Raw genomic sequence first — 25964 nt, 5'->3', positions numbered from 1 at the left:
GCCGGGGCCGTCAGGAATCGCGGTACGCCGAAGGCCGCGTCCCGGTGTGCCGCAGGAAGGCCGTCGACAGCGCGGCCGGAGTGGCGAACCCGCAGCGCACCGCGATCTGGGCGATGGTCAGCTCGGTGCCGCGCAGCAGCCGTTTCGCCTCGTCGATCCGCAACCGGGTCAGATACCGGTACGGCGTCTCCCCGGTCGCTTCCTTGAACACCCGGACCAGGTGGTAGACGCTCAGGTGAACCTCCCCGGCGAGGTCGGCCAGGGCGACCGGCTCGGCGAGCCGCTCGCGCATCGCCGCGACGACCGTCCGGACCCTCGCGTTCTCCCGCCTCGGCACCGCCTCAGCGGATCGTTGCGTGTGCCGGGTGAGCAGCTGCATCGTCAGGAACGCCGCCGCGGACTCGGCATACAGATCGCCGTCCCCGCCCGCGCCGCCGACGGCCCGGATGATCTCCTCGACCAGCGGATCCCCCGCCGTCAACGACGCGGCCATCGCGTCGAAGTCCACCGCGGCGCCGCCCAGCTGCGCGGCCGTCGCGTCGACGGTGTCCCGCGGAATGTGGACCTGCACGCTGTCCAACACGCCCGTTGCCCGGTAACGCCGTACAGCGGGCTGATCCGGAAGCATCAGCTCGACGCGCCCTGGCCTCCACGGAGTGCGCCCCCATCGGCCGCCCCGGCACGTCTCCATCGCCGCGTTTCTCCCGACCGGCAACACCAAATGCAGATCCGCCGCGGCGGGCAACGCCATTTCCTCGGCGACGGCGACGTGCTCGAACCGCTGCACGAGCAGGGACTCCCAGCCGGCGTCCGCCCAGCTGCAATACGTGCGCCGGACGTAACGCTCCATGGCGAACCCGGCGTAGGGCTGGAGATCCAGCCGCGTGGAGTCGAACACCATGGTTCCCAGGCTAGCGACGATCGACACCAGGAGGTTCGATGACCACCGACCATCCCGCGCGCACCGCCAGCCAGGCCTTGCACGCCGCCGTGCGGAGGCGGGACAAGCAAGCCTGGCTGGCGCTGTTCGCCGCGGACGCCCTCGTGGAGGATCCGGTCGGCCCTTCGCATTTCGACCCGGAAGGCAACGGACATCGCGGCCGCGACGCCATTTCGGCGTTCTGGGACCGGGCGATCGCGCCCAACGACTCGATCGAGTTCCTCTTCGACGACTCGTTCGCCTGCGGGGACGAGGTCGCCTTCACCGGCCACGTCCGCAGCGAGAACGGCGGGCAGGTGCTGGAGGCCGAAGGGGTGTTCGTCTACCGGGTCGACGAGGCGGGGAAGATCCTAGCGGTGCGCGCCTTTTGGGAGATCGAGCGCACCATGCGGACGATGCGGCCCGCGTGAGCCCTATGCGCGACGCGAGAAGGGGAAGCGGGTCCGCCGGCACGACAGCCAGTACAACGCGTGCGGGGTCCCGGCGAGCAAACCGCAACCGGCAATGCACAGGCCGGTCACGAAAATCGGGTGAGGATCGGTGCTGCGGTCGCGTCCGCCGGCGAAGACGAGAGCTGCCCAGCTCAGCACGAGCGCCCCGACCGTGACCAGGCCGGCCGCGGCCGCAGTCAAGCGCCGGAGACGCTTCTCCCAGGTCGGCAGACGAGCGTCGGGGCGCCCCTCGCGCCTCCGGACCCGCAGCGCGGCCACCGCTGTCGCCACGCCGAGCGGCAGACCCGCCGCGGTCGCAGCCAGGCCGAAGAGGAGGGCTCCTCCGGCGCCGATATTGGCGCCGCTGCTGGGCGGCGCGGCGATGAGCATGACGAATCCCGTGCTCAGCAGCACGGCCCCGGCAACGAGGATCCAGATCGTGACGAACGTCAAGGTCTTGACATTGGTTCTCGCGGTGCTGACAGCGGTACTCATGGTTCCTTCCGGCTGAATGACGCCTCCGCTCGGCGACCCGGCCGCCGGTGCACGGCCCCGGCTTCGCCTCGCAGTCCCCCTCCTGATCACCCAGCCGCACGTCGCTCGCATCGAGCGAAACGCATGAACAACTGATTTCAGGCAAACGCATCCTATCCGGTCGCGACCAGCCGGACGGGGTTCCGCGGCGGCGTCGCCAAACGGTTACCAGCGACAGCGGGCCGCGCGCCCTCCTCAGCCGACGCGCGGCGCGGGGATCGCGAACCCGTCCCCGGACCGGTTGCCGCGGTAGCGGGCCACGACGACCCGGACCCCGTTGCGGAACGCGTCGGGCACCGCGGCGAGCACCGTGCTGCGCGGCACCGGATGCGGAACGTCGAGCCCGGTCATCGGCCGGGCGAGGCCGATTCCGCGGACGGTCCACCGCAGCTGCCCGTCTTTGCCCCGATCGGTGAACTCCAGCGAAACCGGGCGCAAGGCGGCCACGCGCACCAGCCCGCTGTCCGGCCCGGTCGGGATCAGCACGTCGCCCGTGTCGAGAAGAAGGCAGACGCGATCGACCGGCTGCAGCCCGTCGATCGCGACAATCCCGTGACGGCCCCGTTCGGGTGACCGGAGCAGCCGGACGCATTCGCGATGCGTCAGCTCCGCCTCGTCCATCGCCCGGCTCCTCCCCGGCGCCCGGTGGGCCCAGGATCCCGATTCCGCCTCGCGGAGCGCAAGAGGCCCACCGCCGGAGGGCACTTCCTCCCGGGCCGCAAGGCCTTCGCTCTCCGGAGCGGCGCATTTCCCGCTGTCGCTGAACTATTCGCCGGAAAACTCGATCACGCCAGCCGTGTTCACCGGGTCGTGGGACAGGTCAAGGCGACATCGCCGAAATCGATTCACGGTGGCTTCGCCCTTCCACCGACGTGCTGGACGTCAGGCGTTACCCCGGATCCCGGTACCAGCGGCGATGGACCATCGACTCCACAGCCAGCACGATGACCGCGGCGGCTCACGACCGCCGGCCTCGCCAGCGTGAACGGTCCGAGCCCGATCAGGATCACGAACGTGCTCCCCCCGCATCGGCGGCAGCGAAACCACCACGACCACCGCGAACGGGGTCAGCACCTGGCGCCCGCGACGGCCAGTTCGGCGTAGCGGGCGCCGGGATCCGCCGAGGACGCCAAAGCCGGCGCGCTCAGCAACGCCGGAAAGCCGAGGTCCGCGGCGCCGCTCACCAGGCCCCGGCGGGAGGCCCTCAGGTAGCAGGGACTCTTGCGGATCCGGGCGTTGCGGCCGGTCGCGGCCTGGAAACCGGCTAGGGCGGCGTCGAGGAGCGCGAGTGTGCCCAGCGCTAGGGCCTGTCCTCGAAGTAGGTGACGTGACCTGCTTTGATCTTGAGTTGTGGTGCGCAGGCATGAACTGACTGATGAGCAGTGGCTGGCGATCGAGCCGTTGCTGCCCGTTTCGGGGGCGAAGGGGCGCCCGCGGGTGGATGACCGGCGGGTGATCAATGGGATGTTGTTCAAGGCCAAGACCGGGGTGGCATGGCGTGACCTGCCGGAACGCTATGGGCCGTGGAAGACGGTCTACAACCGGTTCTGGCGCTGGTCCCGCACCGGCACCCTGTCCGCGCTGGTGACACAGGTCCGGGTGATCGCCGAGGCGATCGACGAACTCGACCGCGAGGTCTCGGTCGACTCCAGCATCGTCCGCGCCCATCAGCACGCTGCCGGCGCCCGCCGCACGACCGGGTCCCACACAGGGGGAAGCACCCTCGGACGGCGGGCACAGCGAGCCAGGTGATCATGCCATCGGCCGGTCCCGCGGCGGACCCACCACCAAGATCCACCTGGCCTGCGATGGTCACGGGCGGCCGTTGTCGGTGGTGCTGACCGGCGGCAACGTCAACGACTGCACGATGTTCACCCAGGTCATGGCGGGAGTCGAGTTCCGCCGAGCGGGCCGCGGGCGTCCGCCGAGCAGACCGAGCCGGGTCTTGGCGGACAAGGGCTACTCCAGCCGCGCCATCCGCTCCTATCTGCGCCGACGGCATATCCCGGCGACGATTCCCGAACGCCGGGATCAGCAGGCGAACCGGCTGCGCCGCGGCCGGGCCGGTGGTCGCCCACCGGTCTTCGACCGCGCCGCCTATAAACGCCGCAACATCGTCGAACGCTGCTTTAACCGCCTCAAGCAGTTCCGTGCCATCGCCACTCGGTTCGACAAAACCGCCATCTCCTACCGGGGCATGATCGATCTGGCCACGCTGCTCATCTGGCTTTGAGGACAGGCCCTAGCGCTCCCCCGGACAGACTGCGCCCAGGACAAGCAAGATGACGAGCGACGTCGGCATGACCGGGCACCCTCCGGCGGCGCGCTGTTCCCAGTTCAGACAGCGACGAGCCCCGGGCTCGGCGGCTGCCGGAGATGGTCTCCCGGGCCAGGGACTTGCGGCCTGGCGAACGGCCACCGGGCGGCCTTCCCGTACGGGCAGTCCAACCGGGAAAGCGTTGGCGGGCAAGGTGGTGCCTGTCCGTGCTTGACGCGCGACCGGCGGAACGCTTCGGTACGGGGATGACCGCGTATGTGGAGCGTCCGCCGGTGGCGGGTCTGGCGGGGGTCGTGCGCACGGTGTGGATCCAGCGCACGGGCGACGCACCGTACGTGCAACGGCATCTGCCGACCGGCGGAGTCGAGATCCACTTCCCCGTCGGCGGGCGTCCGCAGTTGCTCGGGCCGTTGACCGGGCCGCGGATCGAGGTCATCCCGGCGCGTACGACGATCGTCGGAGTGCGGTTCCGGCCCGGTGCCGCGCCTCCCCTGCCCGCGGGGCTCGACGAGCTGGCCGATCAGCACGTCGGGTTGGCCGAGCTGGGGGGCCGGACCGTGGATCGACTGGTGGAGACCGTTGCCCTCGCCGCGACGCCCGAGCTGGGCCTGGTCGCGCTGCAGGCGCGCCTCGAGCAGGAGTTTCGCCGGGTCGGCGGGCTGGATCCGCTGGTCGGAGAGGCGGTGCGGGTGCTGATGCCGTGGGACCCCGCCGGGGTGGACGCGGTCGCCGCGCATCTCGCGCTTTCGGCCAGTCAGTTGCGGCGGCGGTGCCTGCGGGCGGTGGGGATGAGCCCGAAGGTGCTGCAGCGGACGTTGCGGTTCCAGGGGTTTCTCGCGCTGGCCCAATCCGGAGCGATCGCGACCGGACGGCGGGGTGCGGACGGGATGGCGAGTCTCGCGGTCGACGCCGGTTACGCGGACCAGGCCCATCTGAGCCGGGAATGTCTTCGGCTGACCGGGGTTACGCCGAGGCAACTGCTCGGGGGCGACCTCGATCGGTGCGCTTGCGGGCACGACCATTCGGCTTCGTACGCGCCGTTCCTGGCTGCTCGGAGACGGTCGCTGATCCGGGTTTGAGCGCCTTCCCGGGAGGCCTGGTCGAGAACGGCGGCCGCGGGGCACCATCGTTCCGCTTCTCGCACGCCGTTCCGCACCGCACTGGTCCATCCTGATCGGTGGCGGTCGCGGGCACGACCGTTCCGCGCGCGCCGTGCTCAAGAACGGCAAGCCGCCGCACCGTGGTCGGTCGCCTTCGCGGGCACGACCCGCACCGTTCCGCGTCGGCTTGAGCGTCCTTCAAGCATGTCCTTGGTGAGGCACGGCTGGCCGCCTCGCGGGCCTGAGCGTTCCGCTTCTCGCGCGACACTCGTCCCCGGTGCGCGATTTGTTCAAGAACGACCTGCCGGATCTCCGTAGCGTCAGCTCCGTGATCGACCTGACCGCGCTCGACGTCATCTCCCCCGGTTCGCCGGGTTACCGGGCCTGCGCCCGATCGAGCCTGATCGTTCGGTGTCATTCGGTCTCGGATGTCGTCCAAGTCATCGCCCACGCGGCGGCGACCGGCCGGCGCCTCATGCCGCGCGGTGGCGGGCATTGCTTCGTGGACAGGCGCCCGGCGGACGGGATCGTGGCGGATCTGTCCGGGATGGACCGGATCGCGGTCGACGACCATGGTGTCGCGGCGATCGGGGCCGGAGCGAATTTGGCAACGATGTACGCGACCTTGCACGAGCACGGCCGGACGATTCCCGCTGGTTGCGGCGACACGGTCGGCATCGCGGGGCTGACGCTCGGCGGCGGCATCGGGCTGCTCGGCCGCCAGTACGGGCTGACCTGCGATCGGCTCGTCGGCGCGCAGGTGGTGCTTGCCGACCGGAGCGTCGTGGAGTGCGACGAACACCGGGAGTCCGACCTGTTCTGGGCGTTGCGCGGGGCGGGCGGCGGGCAGTTCGGGATCGTCACGGAGGTGCGGTTCGCGACGGTGCCGGAGCCGTCGGTCTGCCGGATCGAAGGGAGCTGGACAGCGGGCGACGTCGTCCAGGCATGGCAGGACTGGGCACCCGGCGCCCCTGACGGAATGTCGGTGAACCTCACCGTCCAAGCAGGACGCGCGACCCTCTTCGGGGCCTCCACGCTGCCGCCGGCGGAGACCGAGAGCCTGCTCAGGGAGTTCACCGCACGGGCCGGTGTTCGGTATGCAATAGACATCCGGCTGGATGTTCCCTACAGCATGGTGAAGCCGACATTCAGCGCGCTTGACCCGGACGACAAACCCCGCCGCGCCCGGTCGGAGTTCTTCGCGCGCACGATGACGGAGCGCACCACGGGCGAACTTCTCCAGCGGCTCACCGGAAACCGGCGGCTGGCGTTCACCGCGATGGGCGGGGCGTACAACCGGGTCGCGGAGGAGGACACCGCGTTCGCCCATCGGGGCGAGCGGTTCCTGCTGGAGGAGGCCGGCGACCCGGGCGATCCGTGGGTGGACGAGGCGTGGAGCACGGCGCACGCGGAGGGGTCCGGCCGGGTTTATCCGAACTTTCCCGATCTCGCGCTCCAGGATCCGCGCCTCGCGTATCACGCGGGCAATCACCCCAGGCTCGCCGCGCTCAAGAAGAACTGCGACCCGCACCGCCTTTTCGACTTCCCCCAGGCTCTCTGAGCGACTACCGAGGAGCGTCATGACCAGAGTGTTCAGTGCCCTGTCGGTCTCGGTGGACGGGTACATCAGCGGCCGTCGCCAAGAAGGGGCCGACGAGGTCGGGAGCGGGCTCGGCGACGCCGGGGCGCTGTTCGACTGGTACTTCACCGGCGACACGCCCAGCAAGGTCTTCGACGGGTTCAGGCTTTCCGAGCCCAGCGCCCGGGTTTTCGACTCGCTCGCGGCGCGCGTCGGGGCGACCGTGGTCGGGCACGCGACGTACGACCACTCAAGCCACTTCGGTGGTAGTGGTCCGCATCCGACGGCGCCGTTGTTCGTGGTCAGCCACCAGCCGGTGCCGGAGCTGAGCGAGGCGCAGACCCAGGCGACCAGCGTCGAAGAGGCCGTCAAAGGCGCGCGGGCGGCGGCGGGCGACAAGGACGTCGCGCTCATGGGCGGCGTTCTGGTCACCGAGGCGATCAAGGCCGGGCTGGTCGACGAACTCGTGCTTCACCAGGTCCCGATCCTGCTGGGCGGCGGGCGGAGTTTCTTCGGCGAACTGCCGGAACACGTGCGGCTGCGACTGGCCGAGACGGTCCCGGCTCCCGGCGTCACCCACCTTCACTACGAAATCATCCGCTGAGAGGAACCCCCGATGCTGAACCCCGAAGTCCGCCGCGTCCTCGACGGCACCCCGATCGCCCACCTCGCGACCGTGCTCCCGGACGGGTCGCCGCACGTCGTCCCGGTGTGGATCGGCACGCGCGGCGAGCGGATCGTCTTCCTCACCGGCCCGGACAGCCGCAAGGCCCGCAACCTCCGCCGCGACCCGCGCGTGGCGATTTCCCTTACCCCGCCGGACAATCCGTTCGAGCCGATCATCATCCGCGGCCGGGTGGCCGAATGGATCGAGGGCGAGCAGGCCTGGGAGATCGTCGACGAGGTGGCCAAGAAGTACATCGGACAGCCGTACCAGCGCGAGCAGGTGCGCGTTGTCGGCCTGATCGAGCCGGAGAAGCAGTCGGCGGGAATGTAGTCAGAAGGCGACCGACGCGGCCAGTTCCCGTTGCGAATCAAGGAGTTCCAGCCGTCCAGCGAGTGCATTGCGGACCAATGCGCACGTCTCCGCGCCCAAGGCGAGGCGCAGCGGCGGGCCGGGTCCGGTTGGAGGGTGGTCTCGTACGGCGGCGCGCCGCCCCAGGCGAGAACCGCGCCCCGCTCCTGGAGGTCGCCGCGGAGGGCTCGACGCGGCACCGGCAGCGATCGCCAAACGGGCCGGAGTCGGCGTCGGCACGCTCTACCGGCACTTCCCGACCCGTGAAGCCCTGATCGACGCCGCCTGCCGGCATCAGCTCGCGGTGGTCTGCGAGCAGGCATCGAGCCTCCTCGCGCATCCCCGCCTATGTCAGCGCGAAGCACGGGATGTCGGCGGCGTCAGCGAACTCCTCTCCGCGGGCGCGGAGGACGCCACGCTCCGCGACGACGTGCCTGCCGAGGACGGCCTAGTCCTCATCGGCGGGATGGCCCTCCCTCGCCCGCCGACGCGGTCTAACACACGCCGGTAGCCAGCCGCACCACGACCGCGACAACGACGCCAGGGAACTCGTCGAGCACCATCTGGCCGAGCTGACCGGCGTCGTCGCACGATCGCGTGTCCATCTCGTGGACCTGGTCCCGACGACAGCGGACCGCTGCTCACCCGCCGACGAGCGGACGCGTGCCGGGCGGCAGCCGGGCCACCCCGCCGCCCAGGTACTGCACCACCGCCTCCTGCAACGCCCGCACCGCGCGCGGCTGCTCGACGTCACGCCGGTACGCCAGCCGCACCACGCGGCTCAGGCCGGGCTCGGTGAATTGCGTGCGGCGGAACCGGTCCCCGACCACGGTGCTCGGCACGACCGCCAGGCCGAGCCCGGCCTGGACCAGCTCCAGCACCGCGTCCATCTCGCCGCCTTCGATCGCGAACAGCGGGTCGAAGCCCGCCGCGCGGCAAGCGGCCACGGTCGCCTCGCGCAGGTCGTACCCCTGCCGGAACATCACCAGCGGCCGGTGCCGCAGCGCGGCGATCGGCATCCGGCCGCGCACCGGGGCGGGCGCGTCCTTCGGCGAGATCACCACCAGGTCCTCGACGAACAGCGCGCGGCTCTCCAGCCGGGAATCGTCGTGGACGCGGCTGTCCACGATCATCGCCAGGTCCAGGCCGCCTTCCGACAGCGCGGTCTGCAGGTCCCGGGACCCGCTTTCGTGCAGCACCAGCTCGATCCCGGGATAGTCGCGGCGGAACGCGGCGAGCATCGCGGGCAGCAGGCCGGTGCACAGGCTCGGCGTCGCGCCCAGCCGCACCCGGCCGCGGCCCAGTTCGTCCAGCTCCCGGATGGCCCGGTACGCGGTCTCCGTCTCGGCGATGATCCGGCGCGCGATCGGCAGCAGCGTCTCCCCCGCCTCGGTGAGCGTGACGTTCCCGCGGATCCGGTGGAACAGCCCCGCGCCGACATCCCGTTCCAGCGCGCGGATCTGCTGCGACAGTGAGGGCTGCGCCACCCGCATCTGCTCCGCGGCCCGGGTGAAATGCCGCGTCTGCGCCACGGCCAGGAAATACGCCAGCTGCTGGAACTGCATGACCACCAGCATAGACTGTGCCTATCCTTTTGAGAGAAATCATGTGTTTGCCCTCTCGTCAGCGCCGACTTACCGTCGGTTCCGTGGCACTCGCACCCGCTCCGCCCCGCCGTCGCCCGGCGCTCGTGACGTTCTGGCGTTCGACCATCGGCAAGAAGGTCGTCATGGCCGTCACCGGGCTGATGTTCGTCGCGTTCCTGTTCGTGCACATGGCCGGGAATCTCAAGGTTTTCCTGGGGCCGCGGCATTTCGACGACTACGCCGCCTGGCTGCGGACCATCGGGGAACCGGTGCTGCAGAACGCCTGGTACCTCTCGATCCAGCGCGTCGTGCTGCTGATCGCGTTGGTGCTGCACGTGGTCGCGGCGGTGCAACTGTCCCAACGAGACCGGCGAGCGCGCCCGGTCAAGTACGCGCACGGCCAGCGGCGCAAGGCCAGTTTCGCGACGCACACCATGCGCTGGGGCGGCGCGACGCTCGCGCTCTACATCGTGTGGCACATCCTGGACCTCACCGTCGGCGTGGCCAACCAGGACTTCCGCGACGGCCAGCCGTACCACAACATCGTCGCGGACTTCCAGGTCTGGTGGGTCAACCTGATCTACATCGTCGCGCTGCTGATGCTCGGCCTGCACATCAACCACGGGTTCTGGAGCGCGGCGCAGACGCTGGGCATCACCAGCAAGACCCGCGACCGGGCGCTCAAAACCGCGGGGTCCGTGCTCGCCGTCGTGATCACCGGCGGCTTCCTGATCGTGCCGATCGCCGTGATGGCGGGATGGGTGGCCTGACATGAGCGACTACACGCTCGGCGAGCCGATCGCCGACACGCGGGCGCCGGCCGGTCCGATCGAGGACCGCTGGGACAGCCGCCGTTTCGGCGCGAAGCTGGTCAACCCGGCCAACCGGCGGCGGCACCGGATCATCGTGGTGGGCACCGGCCTCGCCGGGGCGTCGGCCGGAGCGACCCTCGCCGAACAGGGCTACCACGTGGTCCAGTTCTGCTTCCAGGACTCGCCGCGGCGCGCGCACTCGGTCGCCGCGCAGGGCGGCATCAACGCGGCGAAGAACTACCGCAACGACGGCGATTCGGTCTACCGGCTCTTCTACGACACGGTGAAGGGCGGCGACTTCCGGTCCCGGGAGTCCAATGTGTACCGGCTGGCGCAGGTCTCCGCGCAGATCATCGACCAGGCGGTGGCGCAGGGCGTGCCGTTCGCCCGGGAGTACGGCGGACTGCTCGACACCCGCTCGTTCGGCGGCGTCCAGGTGCAGCGCACGTTCTACGCCCGCGGCCAGACCGGACAGCAGCTGCTGCTCGGCGCGTACCAGGCGCTGGCCCGGCAGATCGACGCCGGCGGCGTGGAGATGCACCCGCGGACGGAGATGCTGGACCTGATCGTGTCCGACGGCAAGGCACGCGGAATCGTCGCACGCGATCTGGTGACCGGCGAGGTGACCACGCATCTCGCGGACGCGGTCGTGCTCGCGACCGGCGGCTACGGCAACGTCTTCTACTTGTCCACCAACGCGAAAGGCTCCAACGCCACCGCGATCTGGCGAGCGCACAAGCGCGGCGCGCACTTCGCGAACCCGTGCTTCACGCAGATCCACCCGACCTGCATCCCGCGCTCGGGCGAACACCAGTCGAAGCTGACGCTGATGAGCGAGTCGCTGCGCAACGACGGCCGGATCTGGGTCCCGAAGCAGCCGCGCGACCCGCGTCCGCCGAAGGAGATCCCGGAGTCCGAACGGGACTACTACCTGGAGCGGATGTACCCGAGCTTCGGCAACCTCGTGCCGCGCGACATCGCTTCGCGCGCCGCGAAGAACGTCTGCGACGCCGGGTTCGGCGTCGGTCCCGGCGGGCTCGGCGTGTATCTCGACTTCGCGGACGCGATCGCGCGGCTGGGCCGTCCGGCGGTGGAAGCCAAGTACGGCAACCTGTTCGACATGTACGAGCGGATCACCGCGGAGAACCCGTACGAGGTCCCGATGCGGATCTACCCGGCGATCCATTACACGATGGGCGGGCTGTGGGTCGACTACGACCTGCAGAGCACGGTCCCCGGCCTCTTCGTGATCGGCGAGGCCAACTTCTCCGACCACGGCGCGAACCGGCTCGGCGCGTCCGCGCTGATGCAGGGCCTCGCCGACGGCTACTTCGTGCTCCCGGCCACGCTCAACGACTACATCGCCCGCGGCGGCTTCCCCGCGCTCGACCTGGCCGATCCGGCGGTCGCGCAAGCCGAAACCGCGGTACGCGACCGGCTGGAACGGCTGTTGTCCGTGCGCGGCGCCCGCAGCGTCGACTCTTTCCACCGCGAACTGGGCCACCTGATGTGGGACCACTGCGGGATGTCCCGATCCGCCGAGGGCCTGCGGAAAGCACTCGACCGCATTCCGCAGCTGCGCGCCGAATTCTGGCGAGACGTCCGCGTCCCGGGCACGGGCGCCGAACTGAACCAGGAACTGGAGAAGGCCGGTCGCGTCGCCGATTTCCTGGAACTCGCCGAATTGCTGCTGCTCGACGCACTCGTGCGCGAGGAATCGTGCGGCGGCCATTTCCGCGAGGAACACCAGACCGAAGACGGCGAGGCACAGCGCGACGACGAGCGGTTCTCCTTCGTCTCGGCCTGGGAGTACGGCGAGAAGCCGGTGCTGCACCGGGAAATCCTGAACTTCGAGCACGTCCATCCCACCCAGCGGAGCTACACGTGAAACTCACCCTGCGGGTCTGGCGCCAGTCCGGCCCGGACGACGACGGCGGGCTGGTCGACTACCCGGTCGAGGACGCCAGTCCGGACATGTCGTTCCTGGAGCTTCTCGACGTCCTCAACCAGCACCTCATCGAGGACGGCGCCGAGCCGATCGCGTTCGACCACGACTGCCGGGAGGGCATCTGCGGCTCGTGCGGCGTCGTGATCAACGGGCGGGCGCACGGCCCGGAACGCACCACGACCTGCCAGCTGCACCTGCGCGCGTTCCGCGACGGCGACGTGCTGGACGTGGAACCGTGGCGCGCCAAGGGCTTCCCGGTGATCAAGGACCTGGTGGTCGACCGGTCGGCGTTCGACCGGATCATCGAGGCGGGCGGATACGTCACCGCCCCGACCGGCAGCGCGCCCGAAGCGCACGCGACGCCGGTGCCCAAGCCGGACGCCGACCTCGCCTTCGACAACGCGACCTGCATCGGCTGTGGCGCCTGCGTGGCGGCCTGCCCGAACGGGTCGGCGATGCTGTTCACCTCGGCGAAGGTGGCGCACCTGAACTCGCTGCCGCAGGGCCGGCCGGAACGCGCTCAGCGGGTGCTCGACATGGTGGAAACCATGGACGCGGCCGACTTCGGCGGGTGCACGAACACCGGCGAATGCGTCGCGTCGTGTCCCAAGGGGATTCCGCTGACGAGCATCGCGAACCTCAACCGCGAGTTCATGAAGGCCAGCCGCACGCGCCGGTAGCCGAAGGTCCGTGAGGGGGCCCTGAGGGAATCAGATTCCCTCAGGGCCCCCTCACGGACCGAGGACCAGGGGCCCGGGTCAGGACTTCTTGTCCCGGCGGGTGTCGTCGTCGATGTCGATCCGCTCCTTGCGGACCTTCCCCTGGACGGTCTGCTCCTCGGTGACCTGCTCGGTGCCGAGGCGCACCCGCTCCACCGGCACGGTTTCCTTCTGCACCACCGGCTTCTCGGCGTGCAGCACGACGTCCTGCTCCGCCTCGCCGATCTCGGCCTTGCCCGCCGCCTTGGCGTCGGTGATCGGCTCGCGCTCGACGCGCACTTCCTCGTGCGTGACCGGCACGGTCACCTGCTCCTCCTCGGTCACCACGTACTTGCGCAACCGGACATGGCCGGTTTCGACCTCTTCGGTGCCGACCCGCAGGTGCTCCTCGGAGCGCACCACGTCACCAGTGCCGGACGCGTCGTGCCGTCCGCCCTCGGCAGCGTGCTCAGCGCTCGGCCGCCCCTTGGCCCCGGAGGTGTCCCGGCCGGCCGGCCGCGTGGTGCCCGCGACGCCGCCCGCCGCACCGCCTGCCGCCGCGTCGCGTCCGCGGTCCCGCATGTTCTCGCCGTTCCCGCCGCGCGGAGCAGGCAAGCCGTAGTACTTGTACAGCTCGACGCTTTCCTTTTCGGAGAGATGGCCTTCGGCGTCGATGCGCGGGGCGTCGGACACCTGGTCCTTCGCGACCTGGACGTGCAGGCCGTCGCTCTCCATGCCGGCACCCGACAGCGGCACGAAGCTCTCCTTCTGGCCGAACAGCCCGGTCTTCACCGTCACCCACTCCGGCCGCCTGGTGTCGTCGGCGAGATAAACCGTGCCCACCTTGCCGATCTTGCTGCCGGAATTGTCCATCACGGTGCTGTCGACGAGGTCCTGCGGCTGGATTGCGCGTGCCATGGGTCCACTCCATTTCCCGAATCGGAATTTCTCCTCCGGGGCCCACTCTCCGGCTGGTCACAGCCCCGCGCAAGCGTCGTACCCCTCAGCCGAGCGACCCCGTTTCGTGTCAGTTTGCGGCCCGGGATCAGCGGGTACCTCCTTCGCAGGAGGACCGTTCTCCGGGTCCCGGCGGAATGGGCGGAAATTGTTCTTCCACCAGGGAAAAATGGCTGCCGCCGAATCCGGAAGCGTCGTGCGGCCCGCGGGGAGTTCTCTGCGCGAAAACCGGATGCGACCCGTGGGACCGGTCGGCTAGGCTCCCCGCCCATGGGTGCCTTCTTCGCCGCGTACGCATTGACTCGCCTGCGCAACGCCTGAGCGCCGGACGCGCAACGCTCCGTCGCGCTCTCCCGTTGTCCGTCCGGGCTGCCGGTTCTGGCACCCGGGTCGCTTCCTCATGCGCGGAGTACGCACCCCTGATGTCTGCCCAGTCCTTCGGCGGACGGCACGAACTCGGCCAGAACTTCCTGGCCGACCCCGCCGTCATCGCCGCTGTCTGCACTGCCGCCGGCCGCACGACCGGTCCCCTCGTGGAACTGGCCGCGGGCGACGGCGCACTGACCGTTCCGCTCAGCCGCACCGGCCGCCCGCTGACCGCGGTCGAACTCGACCCCCGCCGCGCCCGCCGCCTTGCCCGGCGGACCGGCGGCCACGTCGAGGTCGTCCAGGGCGATCTGCTCCGGCACCGGCTGCCCGACGTTCCGCACACCGTCGTCGGCAACCTTCCCTTCCACCTCACCACCGCGGCCCTGCGCCGGTTGTTCCGGCAGCCGCACTGGGAACTCGCCGTGCTGCTGGTGCAGTGGGAAGCCGCCCGCCGCCGGGCCGGAATCGGCGGCGCCTCCCAGATGACCGCCGCCTGGTGGCCGTGGTTCGAGTTCGCCGTCCCCGCCCGGGTTCCGGCGCACGCGTTCCGTCCTCGCCCGGCTGTGGACGGCGGGATCCTCGTGATCACCCGCCGCCCGGCGCCGCTCGTCGGGGATCAGGCGGAGTACCAGGAGTTCGTCCGCACGGTCTTCACCGGACGCGGCCGCGGGCTGGGCGGGATCCTGCCCCGCACCGGCCGCCTCAGCGTCCGCGCGGCTCGGACTTGGCTTGCTCGGCAACGGCTGTCGCCGCAGGCACTCCCCCGCGACCTCACTGCCGGGCAGTGGGCGTCGCTGTGGGACCTCGCCCGGTGAGCCTGCATCGACCAGCCCGATGCAGGGCAGCGAAAAGCTCCGCTTTCCCGCACCGCGGCAGCTGGCGATAGTGAACGGAAGCGACGAAAGGCGGTTCCGGGAATGAACCACGGCGACTGGGTGCGCGAGGCCGCGCGGCTGCGGCCCCGAACCGCGGCCTTTGTGGACGGTGACTGGCTCGAAGCCAAGTCCGGCAAGACTTCTGCCGACGTCAACCCCGCCACCGGGCACCCGGTCGCGCACGTGGCCGAATGCGGCCAAGCTGAGATCGACACCGCGGTCGCCGCCGCCCGGCGCGCGTTCGAGGACGGCCGCTGGTCCCGGCTCGCCCCGGCCGAGCGCAAGAAACGCCTGCTGCGGCTGGCTGACCTGATCAGTGCGCACGGGCGGGAACTGGCGCTCTGCGACACCCTGGACGTCGGCCGTCCGATCTCGGACACGTTCGGCCAGGACGTGCCCGCGACCGCCGAGTGCTTCGCCTGGTACGCCGAAGCGCTCGACAAACGCTACGACGAGGTCGCGCCCGCCCCTCCGGGCAATTTCGCCGCGATCCGGCGCGTGCCGCTCGGGGTGGTGGGCGCGGTCGTGCCGTGGAACTTCCCGCTCGACATCGCCGGGTGGAAACTCGCCCCCGCGCTGGCCGCGGGCAACAGCGTCGTCCTCAAACCCGCCGAACAATCGCCGCTGTCCGCGCTTCGATTAGGAGAATTGGCCGCGGCGGCGGGAATTCCGGACGGGGTGCTCAACGTCGTGCCGGGCTTCGGCGAAACCGCGGGACAGGCGCTGGGACGGCATCCGGACGTCGACGTCCTCGCCTTCACCGGGTCGACGCCGGTCGGCGGGCTGTTCCTGCGCTATGCCGGCGAGTCGAACCTCAAGCAGGTCTGGCTCGAATGCGGCGGCAAGAGCCCGGTCGCGGTGTTCGCCGACGCGGATCTCGACGCCGCCGCGGACCTGGTCGCCTTCGGGTTCTGCGCGAACTCCGGCCAGGTCTGCTCGGCCACCACCCGCCTGCTCGTCCAGGCCTCGGCGGCCGACGACTTCCTCGCCCGGCTGCGGGAGAAGGTCGCTGAGTGGGTGCCCGGAGATCCGCTGGACCCGGCCACGAAACTGGGTCCGATGATCGACGAGAACGCCGCGGCGCGGGTGCTGGCCGCCGTCGAGGCCGGCAGCGGGACCGTCGTCGCCGGCGGCACCCGCCGGGGCGCGTTCCTGGACCCGACCGTCGTCACCGGCCTGGCCGCCGACGATCCGCTGGTCACCGAGGAGTTGTTCGGGCCAGTGCTCGCCACCCTCCCGTTCGGGACCGAAGCCGAAGCGATCCGGCTCGCCAACGACACCCCGTACGGCCTCGCCGCATCCGTCTGGACCCGCGACCTCGCCCGCGCGCACCGCGTCTCCGACGGCATCCACGCCGGGACGATCTCGGTGAACACAGTCGACGCGCTCAGCACCGCGACCCCGTTCGGCGGCTTCAAGCAGTCCGGATTCGGCCGCGACCTTTCCCTGCATTCGTTCGACAAGTACACCGGCCTCAAGACGGTCTGGACGGCCTACGCCTGACCGAGGTCGCGTCCGGTTTCCGCCGCCAGGTACCCGAGCAGCAGCTCGCGCGTCCTGGCCGCGGACAGGCTGGTGTTGCGCCCGGCGAGATGCAGGCCGTAGGCGTCTTCCAGGGCCACCGCGTTCGCCGCGATGTCCGCCGCGGGCGACCGCAGCCGGAACTCTCCGGTGTCCTGACCGTGCGCGAGCGCGGCCGAGTACAGCGACACCTCGCGGTCCCAGAGCGCCGTCATCAACACCGCGTGCGCCGGGTTGCGCGCCGCATGGACGTGCATTTCGTACAGCACCCGGCTCAACGGATCGTTTTCACCGGCCGGAAGCCCCGCGTCGACCAGCCGCGCCAGCCGCCGGACCGGATCGTCCTCGGCCTCCGCGGCGCGCGCTCGCGCCCAGTAGAACCGGTCGACCGCGTCGCGGTGCAGTTCGAACAGCAGATCGTCGAGATCCGGGTAGTAGTAGCTGACCGAGCCTGCGGACAGCCCGGCCTCCTCGGCGACGTCGCGCACGCGGAGACCGGCCAGCCCCCGCGTCCGGATCGCGCGGGCGGCCGCCGCCACCAGCTCGTCGCGTCGCTTCGCCTGATCCTTGGGTCGTGCCACATCCAGGATTATTGATGACGTGCATCGAAAAACCCAGTACCGGTTCCGGAGAACCCACCCCGTAAGGGCCTTGCCTCCCGGACCGGCAACGCGCATTCTTTGCGCTAGACCGCAAAGAATGAGGAGACGCGCATGGCCCACCCCCTCTCGCGCCTGACCGAAGACGAGGTCGCCCGCAACCGCGCGCTGCTGGCCGAAGCCGGGATCGCGACCGAGAGCACCCGGTTCGCGCTCGTCTCGCTGCTGGAACCGGCGAAGGCGGCCGTGCTGGCCTGGCAGCCGGGCGATCCGGTGGACCGCCGCGTCCGTTCGCTGCTGCTCGACCGGCGGACCGGGGCGGTGCGCGAAGCGGTCGTGTCGCTGACCGGCGGCGAGGTCGTGGCCGACCGGGCGGTGGACGTCGCGGCCGAGGGGCAGCCGCCGATCCTGCACGAGGAGTTCGACCTGGTCGAGGAGATTCTCTGGAAAGACGAGGCGTGGAACGCGGCGATGCGCCGCCGCGGCGTCGACGAACCCCGTTCGGTCCGGATCTCCGCGCTCAGCGCCGGCTGCTTCGACATCCCCGGCGAAACCGGGCTGCGGCTCGTGCGCTGCCTGGCGTTCCTCCAGCTGAACGAGGACGACAACCTCTGGGCGCACCCGATCGACGGCGTCGTGGCCTACGTCGACCTGATCGCCGGCCGCGTGCACGACCTCATCGACGACGGCCCGGCCGACATCCCGCGCACCGCCTACGACTACCACCTCGACGGGCCGGCCCGCGACACGCAGAAGCCCATCGTGATCACCCAGCCCGAGGGGCCGAGCTTCACCGTCGAGGGCGATGTCGTCACGTGGGAGAAGTGGCAGTTCCGGATCGGCTTCAACCCGGTCGAAGGCCTTACCCTGCACCAAATCGGCTTCCAGGACGGCGATCGGCTGCGTCCGGTCGTCTACCGCGCCTCGGTCGCCGAGATGGTCGTGCCCTATGGCGACCCGAGCCCGGTCCGGTTCTGGCAGAACTACTTCGACGCCGGCGAGTACTCGCTGGGCAAGGAAGCCAACTCGCTGACGCTGGGCTGCGACTGCCTCGGCGAGATCCGCTACTTCGACGCCGTCCTGCACGACGACGACGGACGGCCGCACACCATCACGAACGCGATCTGCATGCACGAGGAAGACGCTGGGGTGCTGTGGAAGCACACTGACCACTACAACGGCAGTGTTTCCACCCGCCGGCAGCGCCGGCTGGTCATCTCGTTCTTCGTGACGGTCGGCAACTACGACTACGGCTTCTACTGGTACCTCTACCTCGACGGCACGATCGAACTCGAGTGCAAGGCCACCGGCATCGTGTTCGCCTCGGCCTTCCCCGCCGAGGACGACTACCCGTGGGCCACCGAAATCGCCCCCGGCGTCGGCGCGCCGTTCCACCAGCACCTGTTCTCCGCGCGGCTGGACATGATGGTCGACGGCCTCTCGAACGTCGTTGACGAGATCGACGTGCGGCGCGTCCCGATCGGCCCGGACAATCCGCACGGCAACGCCTTCACCCGGAAGAGCACCAGGCTGGCCAAGGAATCCGAGGCCGCCCGGCTCGCCGACGGCAACCTCGGCCGCACCTGGCGGATCAGCAATCCCGAGTCCCGCAACGCCCTCGGCAAACCGGTCGGCTACACGCTGCATCCGGAAGGCCTGCCGCCGTTGCTGGCCGACGACGCGTCCTCGATCGCCCGCCGCGCCGCCTTCACCCGCAAGCACCTCTGGGTCACCGCGTACGCCGAAGACGAGCGCTTCCCGGCGGGCGAGTACGTCAACCAGAACGACGGGAAAACCGGCATCGACACCTGGATCCGGGCCGACCGCGACCTCGACGGCGCCGACCTCGTCGTGTGGCACACCTTCGGGCTCACCCACTATCCGCGCACCGAGGACTGGCCGATCATGCCCGTCGACCACACCGGGTTCACCCTCAAGCCCAGCGGATTCTTCGACGCCAACCCCGCGCTGGACACGCCCGCGCCGAAACCGCAGCATCCCGGTTGCTGCCGCTGAGGCAGGATGTCGGCATGAGCGAGCCTTCCTTCACCCTCGTGCAGCTGCGCTACTTCGAGGCGGCGGCGCGGCACCTGAGCATGACGGCCGCGTCGAAGGAACTGATGGTTTCGCAGTCGGCCGTTTCGACGGCGATCGCGCAGCTGGAGAAGGAAATGGGCGTGCAGTTCCTGCTGCGCCACCACGCCCGCGGGCTCAGCCTGACCACCGCCGGCGAGGAGTTCTACAAGCGGGTGCTGGATTTCCTGGCACACGGCGCGGAGCTGGTCGAAACCGCGCGGCAATCCGGCACCGACCTGGTCGGCACGCTCACCGTCGGCTGTTTCGCCACGCTCGCGCCGTTCCGCCTGCCGAGCCTGCTGGCCGAGTTCGAAGCCCGGCATCCCCGCGTGCACGTGTCCCTGCGCGAGGGCGAGCACAAGGCGCTCAAGGGCGCGTTGCGAGCGGGCGAGACCGAGCTGGCGATGCTGTACGGCTACGACCTCGACGACGACATCGACCGCGAGGTGGTCGGCACCGCCGCTCCGTACGCCCTCGTCTCCGAGGACCACCGGCTCGCCCGGCGGAAGAGCCGCAAGGTGTCGTTGCACGAGCTGGCGGACGAGCCGATGGTGCTGCTCGACCTGCCGCACAGCCGGGAGTACCTGCAGTCGATCCTGAGCGATGCCGGGGTGGCGCCGCGGGTTCGGCACCGGACGAGCGGGTACGAGACAGTGCGGGCGCTGGTCGCTTCCGGGCACGGGTTCGCGTTGCTCAACCAGCGTCCGCCGGACGACACGACATATGCGGGGGCGAGCGTGGTGCCGCTGACGCTGACCGACGATGTCCCGTCACTGGAGATTGTGCTCGCGACGATGCGCGGGGTTCGGCTTACCCGGCGGGCGCAGGAGTTTCGGGAGCTGTGCCGCGCGCAGTACTCCTCGTGAGAGAAAGCCGGCGTCAGAACAGTCCTTCGAGCGCACGGCGCGCGCGGGCCGAAGCCTGCCGGTCGCCGTGCAGTTGCCGGAAGTGGTTGAGCGCCAGCATGATCGCGACGATCTCGTAGAGCAGCTGGTCGATGTCCGTGTCCGGCGGCAGTTCCCCGAGGCTCACCGCACGCCAGATGTTGACGCGCAGCTCCCGCTGCCAGAACGCGCTCGTCCTGGCGACCGCGTCGCGCACCGGTCCTTCCCGGCCGTCGAACTCGGCCGCCGCCGCGGTGAAGAAGCAGCCGCCGGGCAGCAGGTCGCGTTCCAGGTAGGAGATCCAGGCCTCCCCGGCCGCCCGGAGATAGGGCAGGCCGCGCGGCACGCCGCGGGCGCGTTCGGGCACCTCGCGGACGAACATCTCGGCGGCGGCTTCGATCACGGCCAGTTGCAGGCTCTCCTTGGTGCCGAAATGCCCGAGCACGCCCGCCTTGCTCATCTCCAGCTCGGCGGCGAGCCGCCCGATGGTCAGCCGCTCCAGGCCCTCGGCCGAGGCGATCGCCAGGCCGAGGTCGAGGATGCGACGGCGGGTGAGGCGCGATTCGGCCACGGACTTCCGGGGACTCATGAAGCCACTATAGATTACGAACGATCGGTCGCTATAGTGCGGCTGACCCCAGGAGGAGAGATGCCCGGTTCCCGCATCACCGCGCTCGGCCACCACCAGCCCGCCCGCGTGCTGACCAACGCCGACCTCGAAGACATGGTCGACACGACCGACGAGTGGATCCGCCGCCGCACCGGCATCGCCGCCCGGCACCTCGCGGACGGCTCGGTCGCCGACCTGGCGACCGAAGCCGCGGCGAAGGCGCTGGCCGGGGCCGGTCTCGAACCCGGCGCGATCGGCATGATCGTGGTCGCCACCTGCAGCGCGATCGACCGCTGCCCGTCCATCGCCGCCCAGGTCGCGGGCCGCCTCGGCATCCCGGCCGCGGTCTGTTTCGACCTCAACAACGGCTGCGCCGGCTTCTGCACCGCGCTGGCCACCGCCGACCACGCCGTCCAGGCCGGAGCCGCCCGGCACGCACTGGTCGTCGGCGCGGAGAAGATGTCGGACGTCACCGACTGGACCGACCGCGGCACCTGTGTCCTGCTCGGCGACGGCGCGGGCGCGGCCGTCCTCAGCGCGGCCGGCACGGCGGCAGTCGGCCCGGTCGTGTGGGGCTCCGACCCGACGCGCAGGCATCTGGTCCGGCTCGTGGACGAATGGCGGCCCGCGTTCGCCCAGGACGGCCAGTCGGTGTTCCGCTGGGCCGTCCAGGAACTCCCGGCTGTCGCGGCGGAAGCCTGCGCTCGCGCGGGCATCGCGACCACCGACCTCGCCGGAGTTGTCACCCACCAGGCCAACCTGCGCATCGTCGAGGCGCTGACCGACCGGCTCGACCTGCGCGCGGACGTGGCGATCGGCCGGGACGTGGTCGATTCGGGCAACACGTCGGCGGCGTCCGTCCCGCTCGCACTGTCCAAAATGGTCTCTCGCGGCGAGCTGCCGCCGGGCGAGCCGGTGCTGCTCTTCGCCTTCGGCGGCGGGCTCTCCTGGGCCGGGCAGGTCGTGACCTGCCCGTGAACGACCTGGTCTGCCCGCACGCCGCCAGCGGCCCGGGATCCGCTGCGCCCGGACTGACCGAACCCGGGTTCCGGCTGCACACTCCGGGCCTATCCGCCGACGGCGTTCCGGGACGAGGTCCTGCGCTCGCTGGACGGGCTCGGGCGGTGCACGCTCGCCGGGCATCCGCTCGGCGCGTCCATGGTGGCCGCCGCGTGACGCCGGCGACCGGCCGCCGTCACGACGCCGGACCGCCTTGCGCGCGCCTCCGCACTCCTCAGCCCGAGTGGCGGACCGGCCTCGCGTCGATCCGCGCCCCGACGCTGATCCTCGCGGGCGAGCCGCGGAGCCACCTCGGCCAATCCCGGTACGCCTTGCGGGAACAGGCGTTACCGGATGCGAAAACGGTGACGGTGAGCGTCGGGCACCGGATTCATTCCCGGGCGCCGGAACGCTGGCTGTCCGGGGTCTCGGACTGGCTCTGATACCCGCGCTGGATCGCGACATGGTCGGCCACGAACTTCGCGTCGTGCCACACGCCCCAGATGAAGCTCGACCCGCGCCGCGCCAGCCACGGCAGGCCGATGAAGTACACGCCCGGCTCGACCGACACCCCGCGCCGGTGCTTGGGGCGTCCGTTCTCGTCGAACGCGTCGACCTGCAGCCAGCTGTAGTCGACGGCGAAGCCGGTGGCCCAGACGATCGAGGTCACTCCGGAGGCAGCCAGATCCAGTTCCAGCACCGGATCGGTGACACACGCCGGGTCCGGTCCCAGTTCGCGGGCGGACGGTTCCTCGGGCAGGTCGAGCCCGTTGCGAGCCACATAGGCGTCGGCTTCGTCAAGCAGGGCAAGGTAATTCTCGTCGCCCGCCGTGATGTTCTTCGCCAGGTCGGTCGCGAAGCTGAGCTTGCCGCCGGCGTACGCGCCGGTCATGCCGACGAGCGTGATGCCGAGTCCGGCCAGCGCGCGGAAGTCCACGGTGTGCCCGCCGCGCGCGCCGCTCACCGCGATGGTCACGTGTTCCGCTCCGGCGGGCGGCGTCTCGGCGTCCCACTTGCCCAGAACGCCGAGCCACCAGCAAAAGTCGCGGTCGCGATAGCTGCGCGGCGGCCGGTCGTGCGGGCCGACGGACAGGTACACCTCGCGTCCGGCCCGGCGCAGTTCCTCCGCGATCTGCACGCCCGACGAACCCGCGCCGACCACCAGCACCGCCCCTTCGGGAAGCTGCCCGGGGTTCCGGTAGCCGCTGGAGTGCAACTGCACCGGACCGGCGCCGGCGGGCACGATCGGCGGGATCACCGGACGCTGGAACGGGCCCGTCGCGGCGATGACGAACCGGGCGTCGAGGTCGCCGTCCGAGGTTTCGACGCGGAATCCGGGCCTGCCCTCGTGCCGCCGGACGGACGTGACCTCGACCCCGGTGCGGACCGGCGCGGCGATTTTCCCGGCGTAGGCCTCGAAATAATTCGCGACCTGGTCCTTCGACGCGAATTCGCCGGGAGCGACGTCGGGGAATTCCAGGCCGGGGAACCGGTCGTGCCACGCCGGGCCGTTCGCGACGAGCGAGTCCCACCGCTGCGAGCGCCAGCGTTCGGCGATCCGGTTCCGTTCCAGGACGAGGTGCGGCACGCCGCACTCGCTCAGGTGCTCGCTCATCGCCAGGCCGGCCTGTCCCCCGCCCACGACGAGGGCCTCCACCTGTTCGCTCGACATCCCAGACCTCCGCTCCGGCTTCGGCGCGGTTCAGCGCCGTCTCCCCGGATCCTCACGGCCCGCACTGCCCGTGTCCAACAGATGTTTCCGGCGCTCAAGATCTGATTTCCCGATGCAGAGTGCATCACCAGAACAGATGCATTGGTCCGGAAAGATCTACTGGACAGAACATCGGACGCGCGGTCAGGCTGAGGCGTCCGACGACCGCCGCACGGAAGGCCACGCAGTGACTGTCCACCGTCGCATCCGCCCGTTCAACACGCGGGACACCTACCCGGAGCAGAACCTCGACAACGACCTGTGCCAGGCCGTCGTCGCCAACGGCACGGTCTACGTCCGCGGCCAGATCGGGCAGGACCTCGACACGAGCGAATCGGTCGGGATCGGCGACGTCGCCGCGCAGGCCGAGCAGGCGATGGCGAACATCACGATGCTGCTCGAAGAAGCGGGCAGCCGGATGGAACACCTCGTCAAGCTCACGATCTACCTGGTCGACCCGCGCTACCGCGAGGCCGTTTACCGCACCGTCGGGCGCTGGACCAAGGGCGTGCACCCGATCTCGACCGGCGTGGTCGTGTCCGCGCTCGCCCGGCCGGAATGGCTGTGCGAGATCGACGCCGTCGCGGTGATCCCGGAGGAGGAGAAGTGACCTTTTCGATCGTCGCCCGCGCCACGTCCGGCGGAACCGTCCGGTTCGGCGTCGCGGCCAGTTCGTCCAGTCCGGCGGTCGTCGCCCGCGTCGCGCACCTGCGTCCCGGCCTCGGCGCGGCGGCTTCGCAGAACATCACCGACCCGCGGCTCGGCGGACGGGTGCTGGACCGGCTCGCCGAACACGGGGATCCGGAGAAGGCGCTGGCCGAGGTCACGTCGGCGGCGGAGCACATCGAGTACCGGCAGCTGACCGTGCTCGGGCCGGCCGGGCCCGGTTTCGCTTACAGCGGCTCGAAAACCCTCGGCACGCACGCGTCGGCGACGGGCGACGGCGTGGTCGTGGCGGGCAACATGCTGGCCGGCGACCACATTCCGCGGTCCATGGCGGACGCGTTCGCCGACGCGACCGGCGAGCTGGAACAACGCCTCGTCGCGGCGATGCGGGCCGGGCTCGCAGCGGGCGGCGAGGAAGGCCCGGTGCGCTCGGCCGGGCTCGTCGTGGTGTCCGCGGCGGACTGGCCGGTCACGGATCTGCGCGTGGACTGGGCGGACGAGCCGATCGAGCAGCTCGCCGGACTCCTCGACGTCTGGCTGCCCCAGCGCGACGACTACGTCACCCGCGGCCTGAATCCCGCGGCCGCACCGTCCTACGGCGTGCCGGGAGACGAGTGATGCCCGCGAGCAAAGCGGCCGCCCGCGCCGCGGTCGAACGGCACGCCGAGGGGCTGATCCAGCTGTCCGAGCGGCTGCACGCCGACCCGGAAACGGCGTGGGAAGAGCATCGCGCGGCCGCCGCGGTGCCGGAGCTGCTCGACCGGACCGGGTTCGCGGTCACGTCGAAGTACCTCGGTCTCGACACCGCGTTCCACGCGAGCTTCGGCTCCGGGCCGAGGCGGATCGCGCTGTGCGCCGAGTACGACGCTCTGCCCGGCCTCGGCCACGCCTGCGGGCACAACCTCATCGCGGCCAGTTCCGTCGGCGCCGCGCTGGGGCTCGCCGAGGTCGCCGACGATCTCGGGATCACCGTCGAGGTCTACGGCACTCCAGCCGAGGAGGGCGGCGGCGGGAAGATCGAGTTGCTGGAACGCGGCGCTTTCGCGGGGGTGGACCTCGCGATGATGGTGCACCCGGCGCCGGTGGACGTCGCCGAAGCGCGGCCGTTCGCCGTCAGTCACTCGAAGATCTCCTATACCGGCAAGTCCGCGCACGCCGCGGCTTATCCCGAAGCCGGGGTGAACGCGGCCGACGCGTTCACCGTCGCCCAGGTCGCGATCGGCCTTCTGCGGCAGCAACTTCCGGCCTCGGCGCGCGTGCACGGGATCGTGACGCACGCCGGCGACGCCCCCAACGCGATCCCCGAGCACGCGTCCGGCCGGTGGTATGTGCGGGCCGAGACGCTGGCGGAACTGTCCGAATTGGAGCCGCGCGTCATGCGGGCGTTCGAGGCCGGGGCGCTGGCCACTGGCTGCGAGCTGGGCGTCGAACCGGAGAGCAAGCCCTACGCCGAATTCCGCGCCGACGAACCGGCTTTGGCCGCCTATCGCGCCAACGCCCTCGAACTCGGCCGTGAGTTCGCGCCGGACGGCACGGCGTCGCGGATGAACCGCGCCTCCACCGACATGGGCAACGTCTCGCAGGTCGTGCCCGCGATTCACCCCTACATCGGCGTCGGGTCGCTGCCCGCGATCAACCACCAGCGCGAATTCGCCGCGCACTGCGTCGGCGGCACCGCCGAACGAGCCCTGCTCGATGGTGCGATTGCGCTGGCGTGGACCGGCATGGACCACACCGCCCGAACCCTCTGAACCTCCTGCCCCGGGAAGGACACCG

The 25964-nt window shown here is 70.6% G+C and carries 24 protein-coding genes and 2 pseudogenes; 18 read left to right on the top strand and 8 right to left on the bottom strand.

Annotation, left to right across the window (positions count from 1 at the left end; genetic code table 11):
* Nucleotides 1-10 precede the first annotated feature (10 nt).
* Nucleotides 11-901 carry a helix-turn-helix domain-containing protein gene (locus tag A4R44_RS28665; RefSeq protein WP_067587807.1) on the bottom strand — a complete coding sequence of 297 codons (891 nt, stop codon included), beginning with the start codon at nt 899-901 and terminating at the stop codon, nt 11-13.
* Nucleotides 902-939: 38 nt separating this feature from the next.
* Here A4R44_RS28665 and A4R44_RS28660 point away from each other — a divergent pair, with 38 nt between their 5' ends.
* The gene (locus A4R44_RS28660; protein ID WP_067587471.1) at nt 940-1350 is read left to right on the top strand and encodes a nuclear transport factor 2 family protein; all 411 of its coding nucleotides are present in this window, start codon (nt 940-942) and stop codon (nt 1348-1350) included.
* A 3-nt stretch (nt 1351-1353) separates the two neighbouring features.
* Here the strand turns inward: A4R44_RS28660 and A4R44_RS28655 are convergent, their stop codons facing one another.
* Both A4R44_RS28655 and A4R44_RS28650 read right to left on the bottom strand, forming a co-directional pair.
* Entirely contained in the window at nt 1354-1824 is a 471-nt protein-coding gene (locus A4R44_RS28655) for a hypothetical protein (RefSeq protein WP_157905016.1), read from the bottom strand.
* Between the two features lie 276 nt (nt 1825-2100).
* Nucleotides 2101-2526: a hypothetical protein gene (locus A4R44_RS28650; protein ID WP_067587465.1), complete on the bottom strand. Its 426-nt coding sequence runs from the start codon at nt 2524-2526 to the stop codon at nt 2101-2103.
* Between the two features lie 732 nt (nt 2527-3258).
* On the opposite strand from A4R44_RS28650, the pseudogene A4R44_RS46315 reads away from it, so the two are divergent.
* The 6 genes and pseudogenes from A4R44_RS46315 (at nt 3259) to A4R44_RS46310 (ending at nt 8388) form a co-directional block, all read left to right on the top strand.
* Nucleotides 3259-4138, top strand: a pseudogene (locus A4R44_RS46315) (IS5 family transposase).
* Nucleotides 4139-4389: 251 nt separating this feature from the next.
* Complete coding sequence (locus A4R44_RS28635) at nt 4390-5262, top strand: DUF6597 domain-containing transcriptional factor (protein ID WP_232791816.1); 873 nt, start codon at nt 4390-4392, stop codon at nt 5260-5262.
* Between the two features lie 298 nt (nt 5263-5560).
* Nucleotides 5561-6844, top strand: coding sequence for an FAD-binding oxidoreductase (locus tag A4R44_RS28630; RefSeq protein WP_067587456.1), 1284 nt, complete (start codon nt 5561-5563; stop codon nt 6842-6844).
* A gap of 19 nt (nt 6845-6863) precedes the next feature.
* The gene (locus A4R44_RS28625) at nt 6864-7466 is read left to right on the top strand and encodes a dihydrofolate reductase family protein (RefSeq protein ID WP_067587453.1); all 603 of its coding nucleotides are present in this window, start codon (nt 6864-6866) and stop codon (nt 7464-7466) included.
* 12 nt (nt 7467-7478) lie between these two features.
* A complete protein-coding gene (locus A4R44_RS28620; protein WP_067587450.1) occupies nt 7479-7859 on the top strand; it encodes a PPOX class F420-dependent oxidoreductase in 381 nt (126 codons plus the stop codon).
* A 67-nt stretch (nt 7860-7926) separates the two neighbouring features.
* Entirely contained in the window at nt 7927-8388 is a 462-nt protein-coding gene (locus tag A4R44_RS46310) for a TetR/AcrR family transcriptional regulator (protein ID WP_198545467.1), read from the top strand.
* 130 nt (nt 8389-8518) lie between these two features.
* On the opposite strand, the gene A4R44_RS28615 is transcribed toward A4R44_RS46310, so the two are convergent.
* Nucleotides 8519-9442, bottom strand: a complete 924-nt coding sequence (locus A4R44_RS28615; RefSeq protein ID WP_067587794.1) for a LysR family transcriptional regulator — start codon at nt 9440-9442, stop codon at nt 8519-8521.
* Nucleotides 9443-9525: 83 nt separating this feature from the next.
* Between A4R44_RS28615 and A4R44_RS28610 the strand changes: the two genes are divergently transcribed.
* The 3 genes from A4R44_RS28610 to A4R44_RS28600 are packed head-to-tail and all read left to right on the top strand — an operon-like array spanning nt 9526 to nt 12903.
* Nucleotides 9526-10233: a succinate dehydrogenase cytochrome b subunit gene (locus tag A4R44_RS28610; RefSeq protein ID WP_095213658.1), complete on the top strand. Its 708-nt coding sequence runs from the start codon at nt 9526-9528 to the stop codon at nt 10231-10233.
* Between the two features lies 1 nt (nt 10234).
* Nucleotides 10235-12163 (top strand): fumarate reductase/succinate dehydrogenase flavoprotein subunit, encoded by a 1929-nt coding sequence (locus tag A4R44_RS28605; protein ID WP_067587444.1) that lies wholly within the window; start codon nt 10235-10237, stop codon nt 12161-12163.
* Nucleotides 12160-12903, top strand: a complete 744-nt coding sequence (locus A4R44_RS28600) for a succinate dehydrogenase/fumarate reductase iron-sulfur subunit (protein WP_067587441.1) — start codon at nt 12160-12162, stop codon at nt 12901-12903. Before A4R44_RS28605 ends, A4R44_RS28600 begins: the two co-directional genes overlap by 4 nt.
* Nucleotides 12904-12981: 78 nt before the next feature.
* Here the strand turns inward: A4R44_RS28600 and A4R44_RS28595 are convergent, their stop codons facing one another.
* Nucleotides 12982-13839 (bottom strand): PRC and DUF2382 domain-containing protein, encoded by an 858-nt coding sequence (locus A4R44_RS28595; RefSeq protein ID WP_067587439.1) that lies wholly within the window; start codon nt 13837-13839, stop codon nt 12982-12984.
* A 461-nt stretch (nt 13840-14300) separates the two neighbouring features.
* Between A4R44_RS28595 and erm the strand changes: the two genes are divergently transcribed.
* Together erm and A4R44_RS28585 are read left to right on the top strand one after the other, a co-directional pair.
* Nucleotides 14301-15062: a 23S ribosomal RNA methyltransferase Erm gene (gene erm / locus A4R44_RS28590; protein WP_067587436.1), complete on the top strand. Its 762-nt coding sequence runs from the start codon at nt 14301-14303 to the stop codon at nt 15060-15062.
* A gap of 102 nt (nt 15063-15164) precedes the next feature.
* Nucleotides 15165-16625 (top strand): aldehyde dehydrogenase, encoded by a 1461-nt coding sequence (locus tag A4R44_RS28585; RefSeq protein WP_067587433.1) that lies wholly within the window; start codon nt 15165-15167, stop codon nt 16623-16625.
* Here the strand turns inward: A4R44_RS28585 and A4R44_RS28580 are convergent.
* A complete protein-coding gene (locus A4R44_RS28580; protein ID WP_067587430.1) occupies nt 16616-17224 on the bottom strand; it encodes a TetR/AcrR family transcriptional regulator in 609 nt (202 codons plus the stop codon). The two genes, A4R44_RS28585 and A4R44_RS28580, sit on opposite strands and share 10 nt — an antisense overlap.
* A 126-nt stretch (nt 17225-17350) precedes the next feature.
* Between A4R44_RS28580 and A4R44_RS28575 the strand changes: the two are divergent.
* Together A4R44_RS28575 and A4R44_RS28570 are read left to right on the top strand one after the other, a co-directional pair.
* Nucleotides 17351-19258: pseudogene (locus tag A4R44_RS28575) on the top strand (primary-amine oxidase); the annotation flags it as partial.
* A gap of 14 nt (nt 19259-19272) precedes the next feature.
* On the top strand, nt 19273-20184 hold the full coding sequence (locus A4R44_RS28570) for a LysR substrate-binding domain-containing protein (protein WP_067587424.1): 912 nt from the start codon (nt 19273-19275) through the stop codon (nt 20182-20184).
* 13 nt (nt 20185-20197) lie between these two features.
* Here A4R44_RS28570 and A4R44_RS28565 read toward each other — a convergent pair whose 3' ends face one another.
* Complete coding sequence (locus A4R44_RS28565) at nt 20198-20791, bottom strand: TetR/AcrR family transcriptional regulator (protein ID WP_067587422.1); 594 nt, start codon at nt 20789-20791, stop codon at nt 20198-20200.
* Nucleotides 20792-20851: 60 nt separating this feature from the next.
* On the opposite strand from A4R44_RS28565, the gene A4R44_RS28560 reads away from it, so the two are divergent.
* Nucleotides 20852-21790 carry a beta-ketoacyl-ACP synthase III gene (locus A4R44_RS28560; RefSeq protein WP_067587419.1) on the top strand — a complete coding sequence of 313 codons (939 nt, stop codon included), beginning with the start codon at nt 20852-20854 and terminating at the stop codon, nt 21788-21790.
* A gap of 412 nt (nt 21791-22202) precedes the next feature.
* Here the strand turns inward: A4R44_RS28560 and A4R44_RS28555 are convergent, their stop codons facing one another.
* On the bottom strand, nt 22203-23483 hold the full coding sequence (locus A4R44_RS28555) for an NAD(P)/FAD-dependent oxidoreductase (protein WP_067587416.1): 1281 nt from the start codon (nt 23481-23483) through the stop codon (nt 22203-22205).
* A 226-nt stretch (nt 23484-23709) separates the two neighbouring features.
* On the opposite strand from A4R44_RS28555, the gene A4R44_RS28550 reads away from it, so the two are divergent.
* From A4R44_RS28550 to A4R44_RS28540, 3 genes are read left to right on the top strand one after another with little or no spacing between them, the layout of a single operon-like run.
* Nucleotides 23710-24132 carry a RidA family protein gene (locus A4R44_RS28550; RefSeq protein WP_067587791.1) on the top strand — a complete coding sequence of 141 codons (423 nt, stop codon included), beginning with the start codon at nt 23710-23712 and terminating at the stop codon, nt 24130-24132.
* Nucleotides 24129-24806 (top strand): DUF1028 domain-containing protein, encoded by a 678-nt coding sequence (locus A4R44_RS28545; RefSeq protein ID WP_067587413.1) that lies wholly within the window; start codon nt 24129-24131, stop codon nt 24804-24806. The genes A4R44_RS28550 and A4R44_RS28545 overlap by 4 nt, the downstream gene beginning before the upstream one ends.
* Nucleotides 24806-25939, top strand: a complete 1134-nt coding sequence (locus A4R44_RS28540) for a M20 family metallopeptidase (RefSeq protein ID WP_067587410.1) — start codon at nt 24806-24808, stop codon at nt 25937-25939. The genes A4R44_RS28545 and A4R44_RS28540 overlap by 1 nt, the downstream gene beginning before the upstream one ends.
* The last annotated feature ends 25 nt before the right edge of the window (nt 25940-25964 follow it).

This window comes from Amycolatopsis sp. M39, from assembly GCF_001651785.1.
Lineage (GTDB): Bacteria > Actinomycetota > Actinomycetes > Mycobacteriales > Pseudonocardiaceae > Amycolatopsis > Amycolatopsis rubida.
This window is presented reverse-complemented; position numbering and strand designations above follow the sequence as displayed.

What these genes read in the sequence shown, in the direction of transcription:
- A4R44_RS28665 (WP_067587807.1), bottom strand. Translation starts at nt 901, where the DNA reads ATGGTGTTCGACTCCACGCGGCTGGATCTCCAGCCCTACGCCGGGTTC.
- A4R44_RS28660 (WP_067587471.1), top strand. Translation starts at nt 940, where the DNA reads ATGACCACCGACCATCCCGCGCGCACCGCCAGCCAGGCCTTGCACGCC.
- A4R44_RS28650 (WP_067587465.1), bottom strand. Translation starts at nt 2,526, where the DNA reads ATGGACGAGGCGGAGCTGACGCATCGCGAATGCGTCCGGCTGCTCCGG.
- A4R44_RS28625 (WP_067587453.1), top strand. Translation starts at nt 6,864, where the DNA reads ATGACCAGAGTGTTCAGTGCCCTGTCGGTCTCGGTGGACGGGTACATC.
- A4R44_RS28620 (WP_067587450.1), top strand. Translation starts at nt 7,479, where the DNA reads ATGCTGAACCCCGAAGTCCGCCGCGTCCTCGACGGCACCCCGATCGCC.
- A4R44_RS28615 (WP_067587794.1), bottom strand. Translation starts at nt 9,442, where the DNA reads ATGCAGTTCCAGCAGCTGGCGTATTTCCTGGCCGTGGCGCAGACGCGG.
- A4R44_RS28605 (WP_067587444.1), top strand. Translation starts at nt 10,235, where the DNA reads ATGAGCGACTACACGCTCGGCGAGCCGATCGCCGACACGCGGGCGCCG.
- A4R44_RS28595 (WP_067587439.1), bottom strand. Translation starts at nt 13,839, where the DNA reads ATGGCACGCGCAATCCAGCCGCAGGACCTCGTCGACAGCACCGTGATG.
- erm (WP_067587436.1), top strand. Translation starts at nt 14,301, where the DNA reads ATGTCTGCCCAGTCCTTCGGCGGACGGCACGAACTCGGCCAGAACTTC.
- A4R44_RS28585 (WP_067587433.1), top strand. Translation starts at nt 15,165, where the DNA reads ATGAACCACGGCGACTGGGTGCGCGAGGCCGCGCGGCTGCGGCCCCGA.
- A4R44_RS28570 (WP_067587424.1), top strand. Translation starts at nt 19,273, where the DNA reads ATGAGCGAGCCTTCCTTCACCCTCGTGCAGCTGCGCTACTTCGAGGCG.
- A4R44_RS28565 (WP_067587422.1), bottom strand. Translation starts at nt 20,791, where the DNA reads ATGAGTCCCCGGAAGTCCGTGGCCGAATCGCGCCTCACCCGCCGTCGC.
- A4R44_RS28560 (WP_067587419.1), top strand. Translation starts at nt 20,852, where the DNA reads ATGCCCGGTTCCCGCATCACCGCGCTCGGCCACCACCAGCCCGCCCGC.
- A4R44_RS28555 (WP_067587416.1), bottom strand. Translation starts at nt 23,483, where the DNA reads ATGTCGAGCGAACAGGTGGAGGCCCTCGTCGTGGGCGGGGGACAGGCC.
- A4R44_RS28540 (WP_067587410.1), top strand. Translation starts at nt 24,806, where the DNA reads ATGCCCGCGAGCAAAGCGGCCGCCCGCGCCGCGGTCGAACGGCACGCC.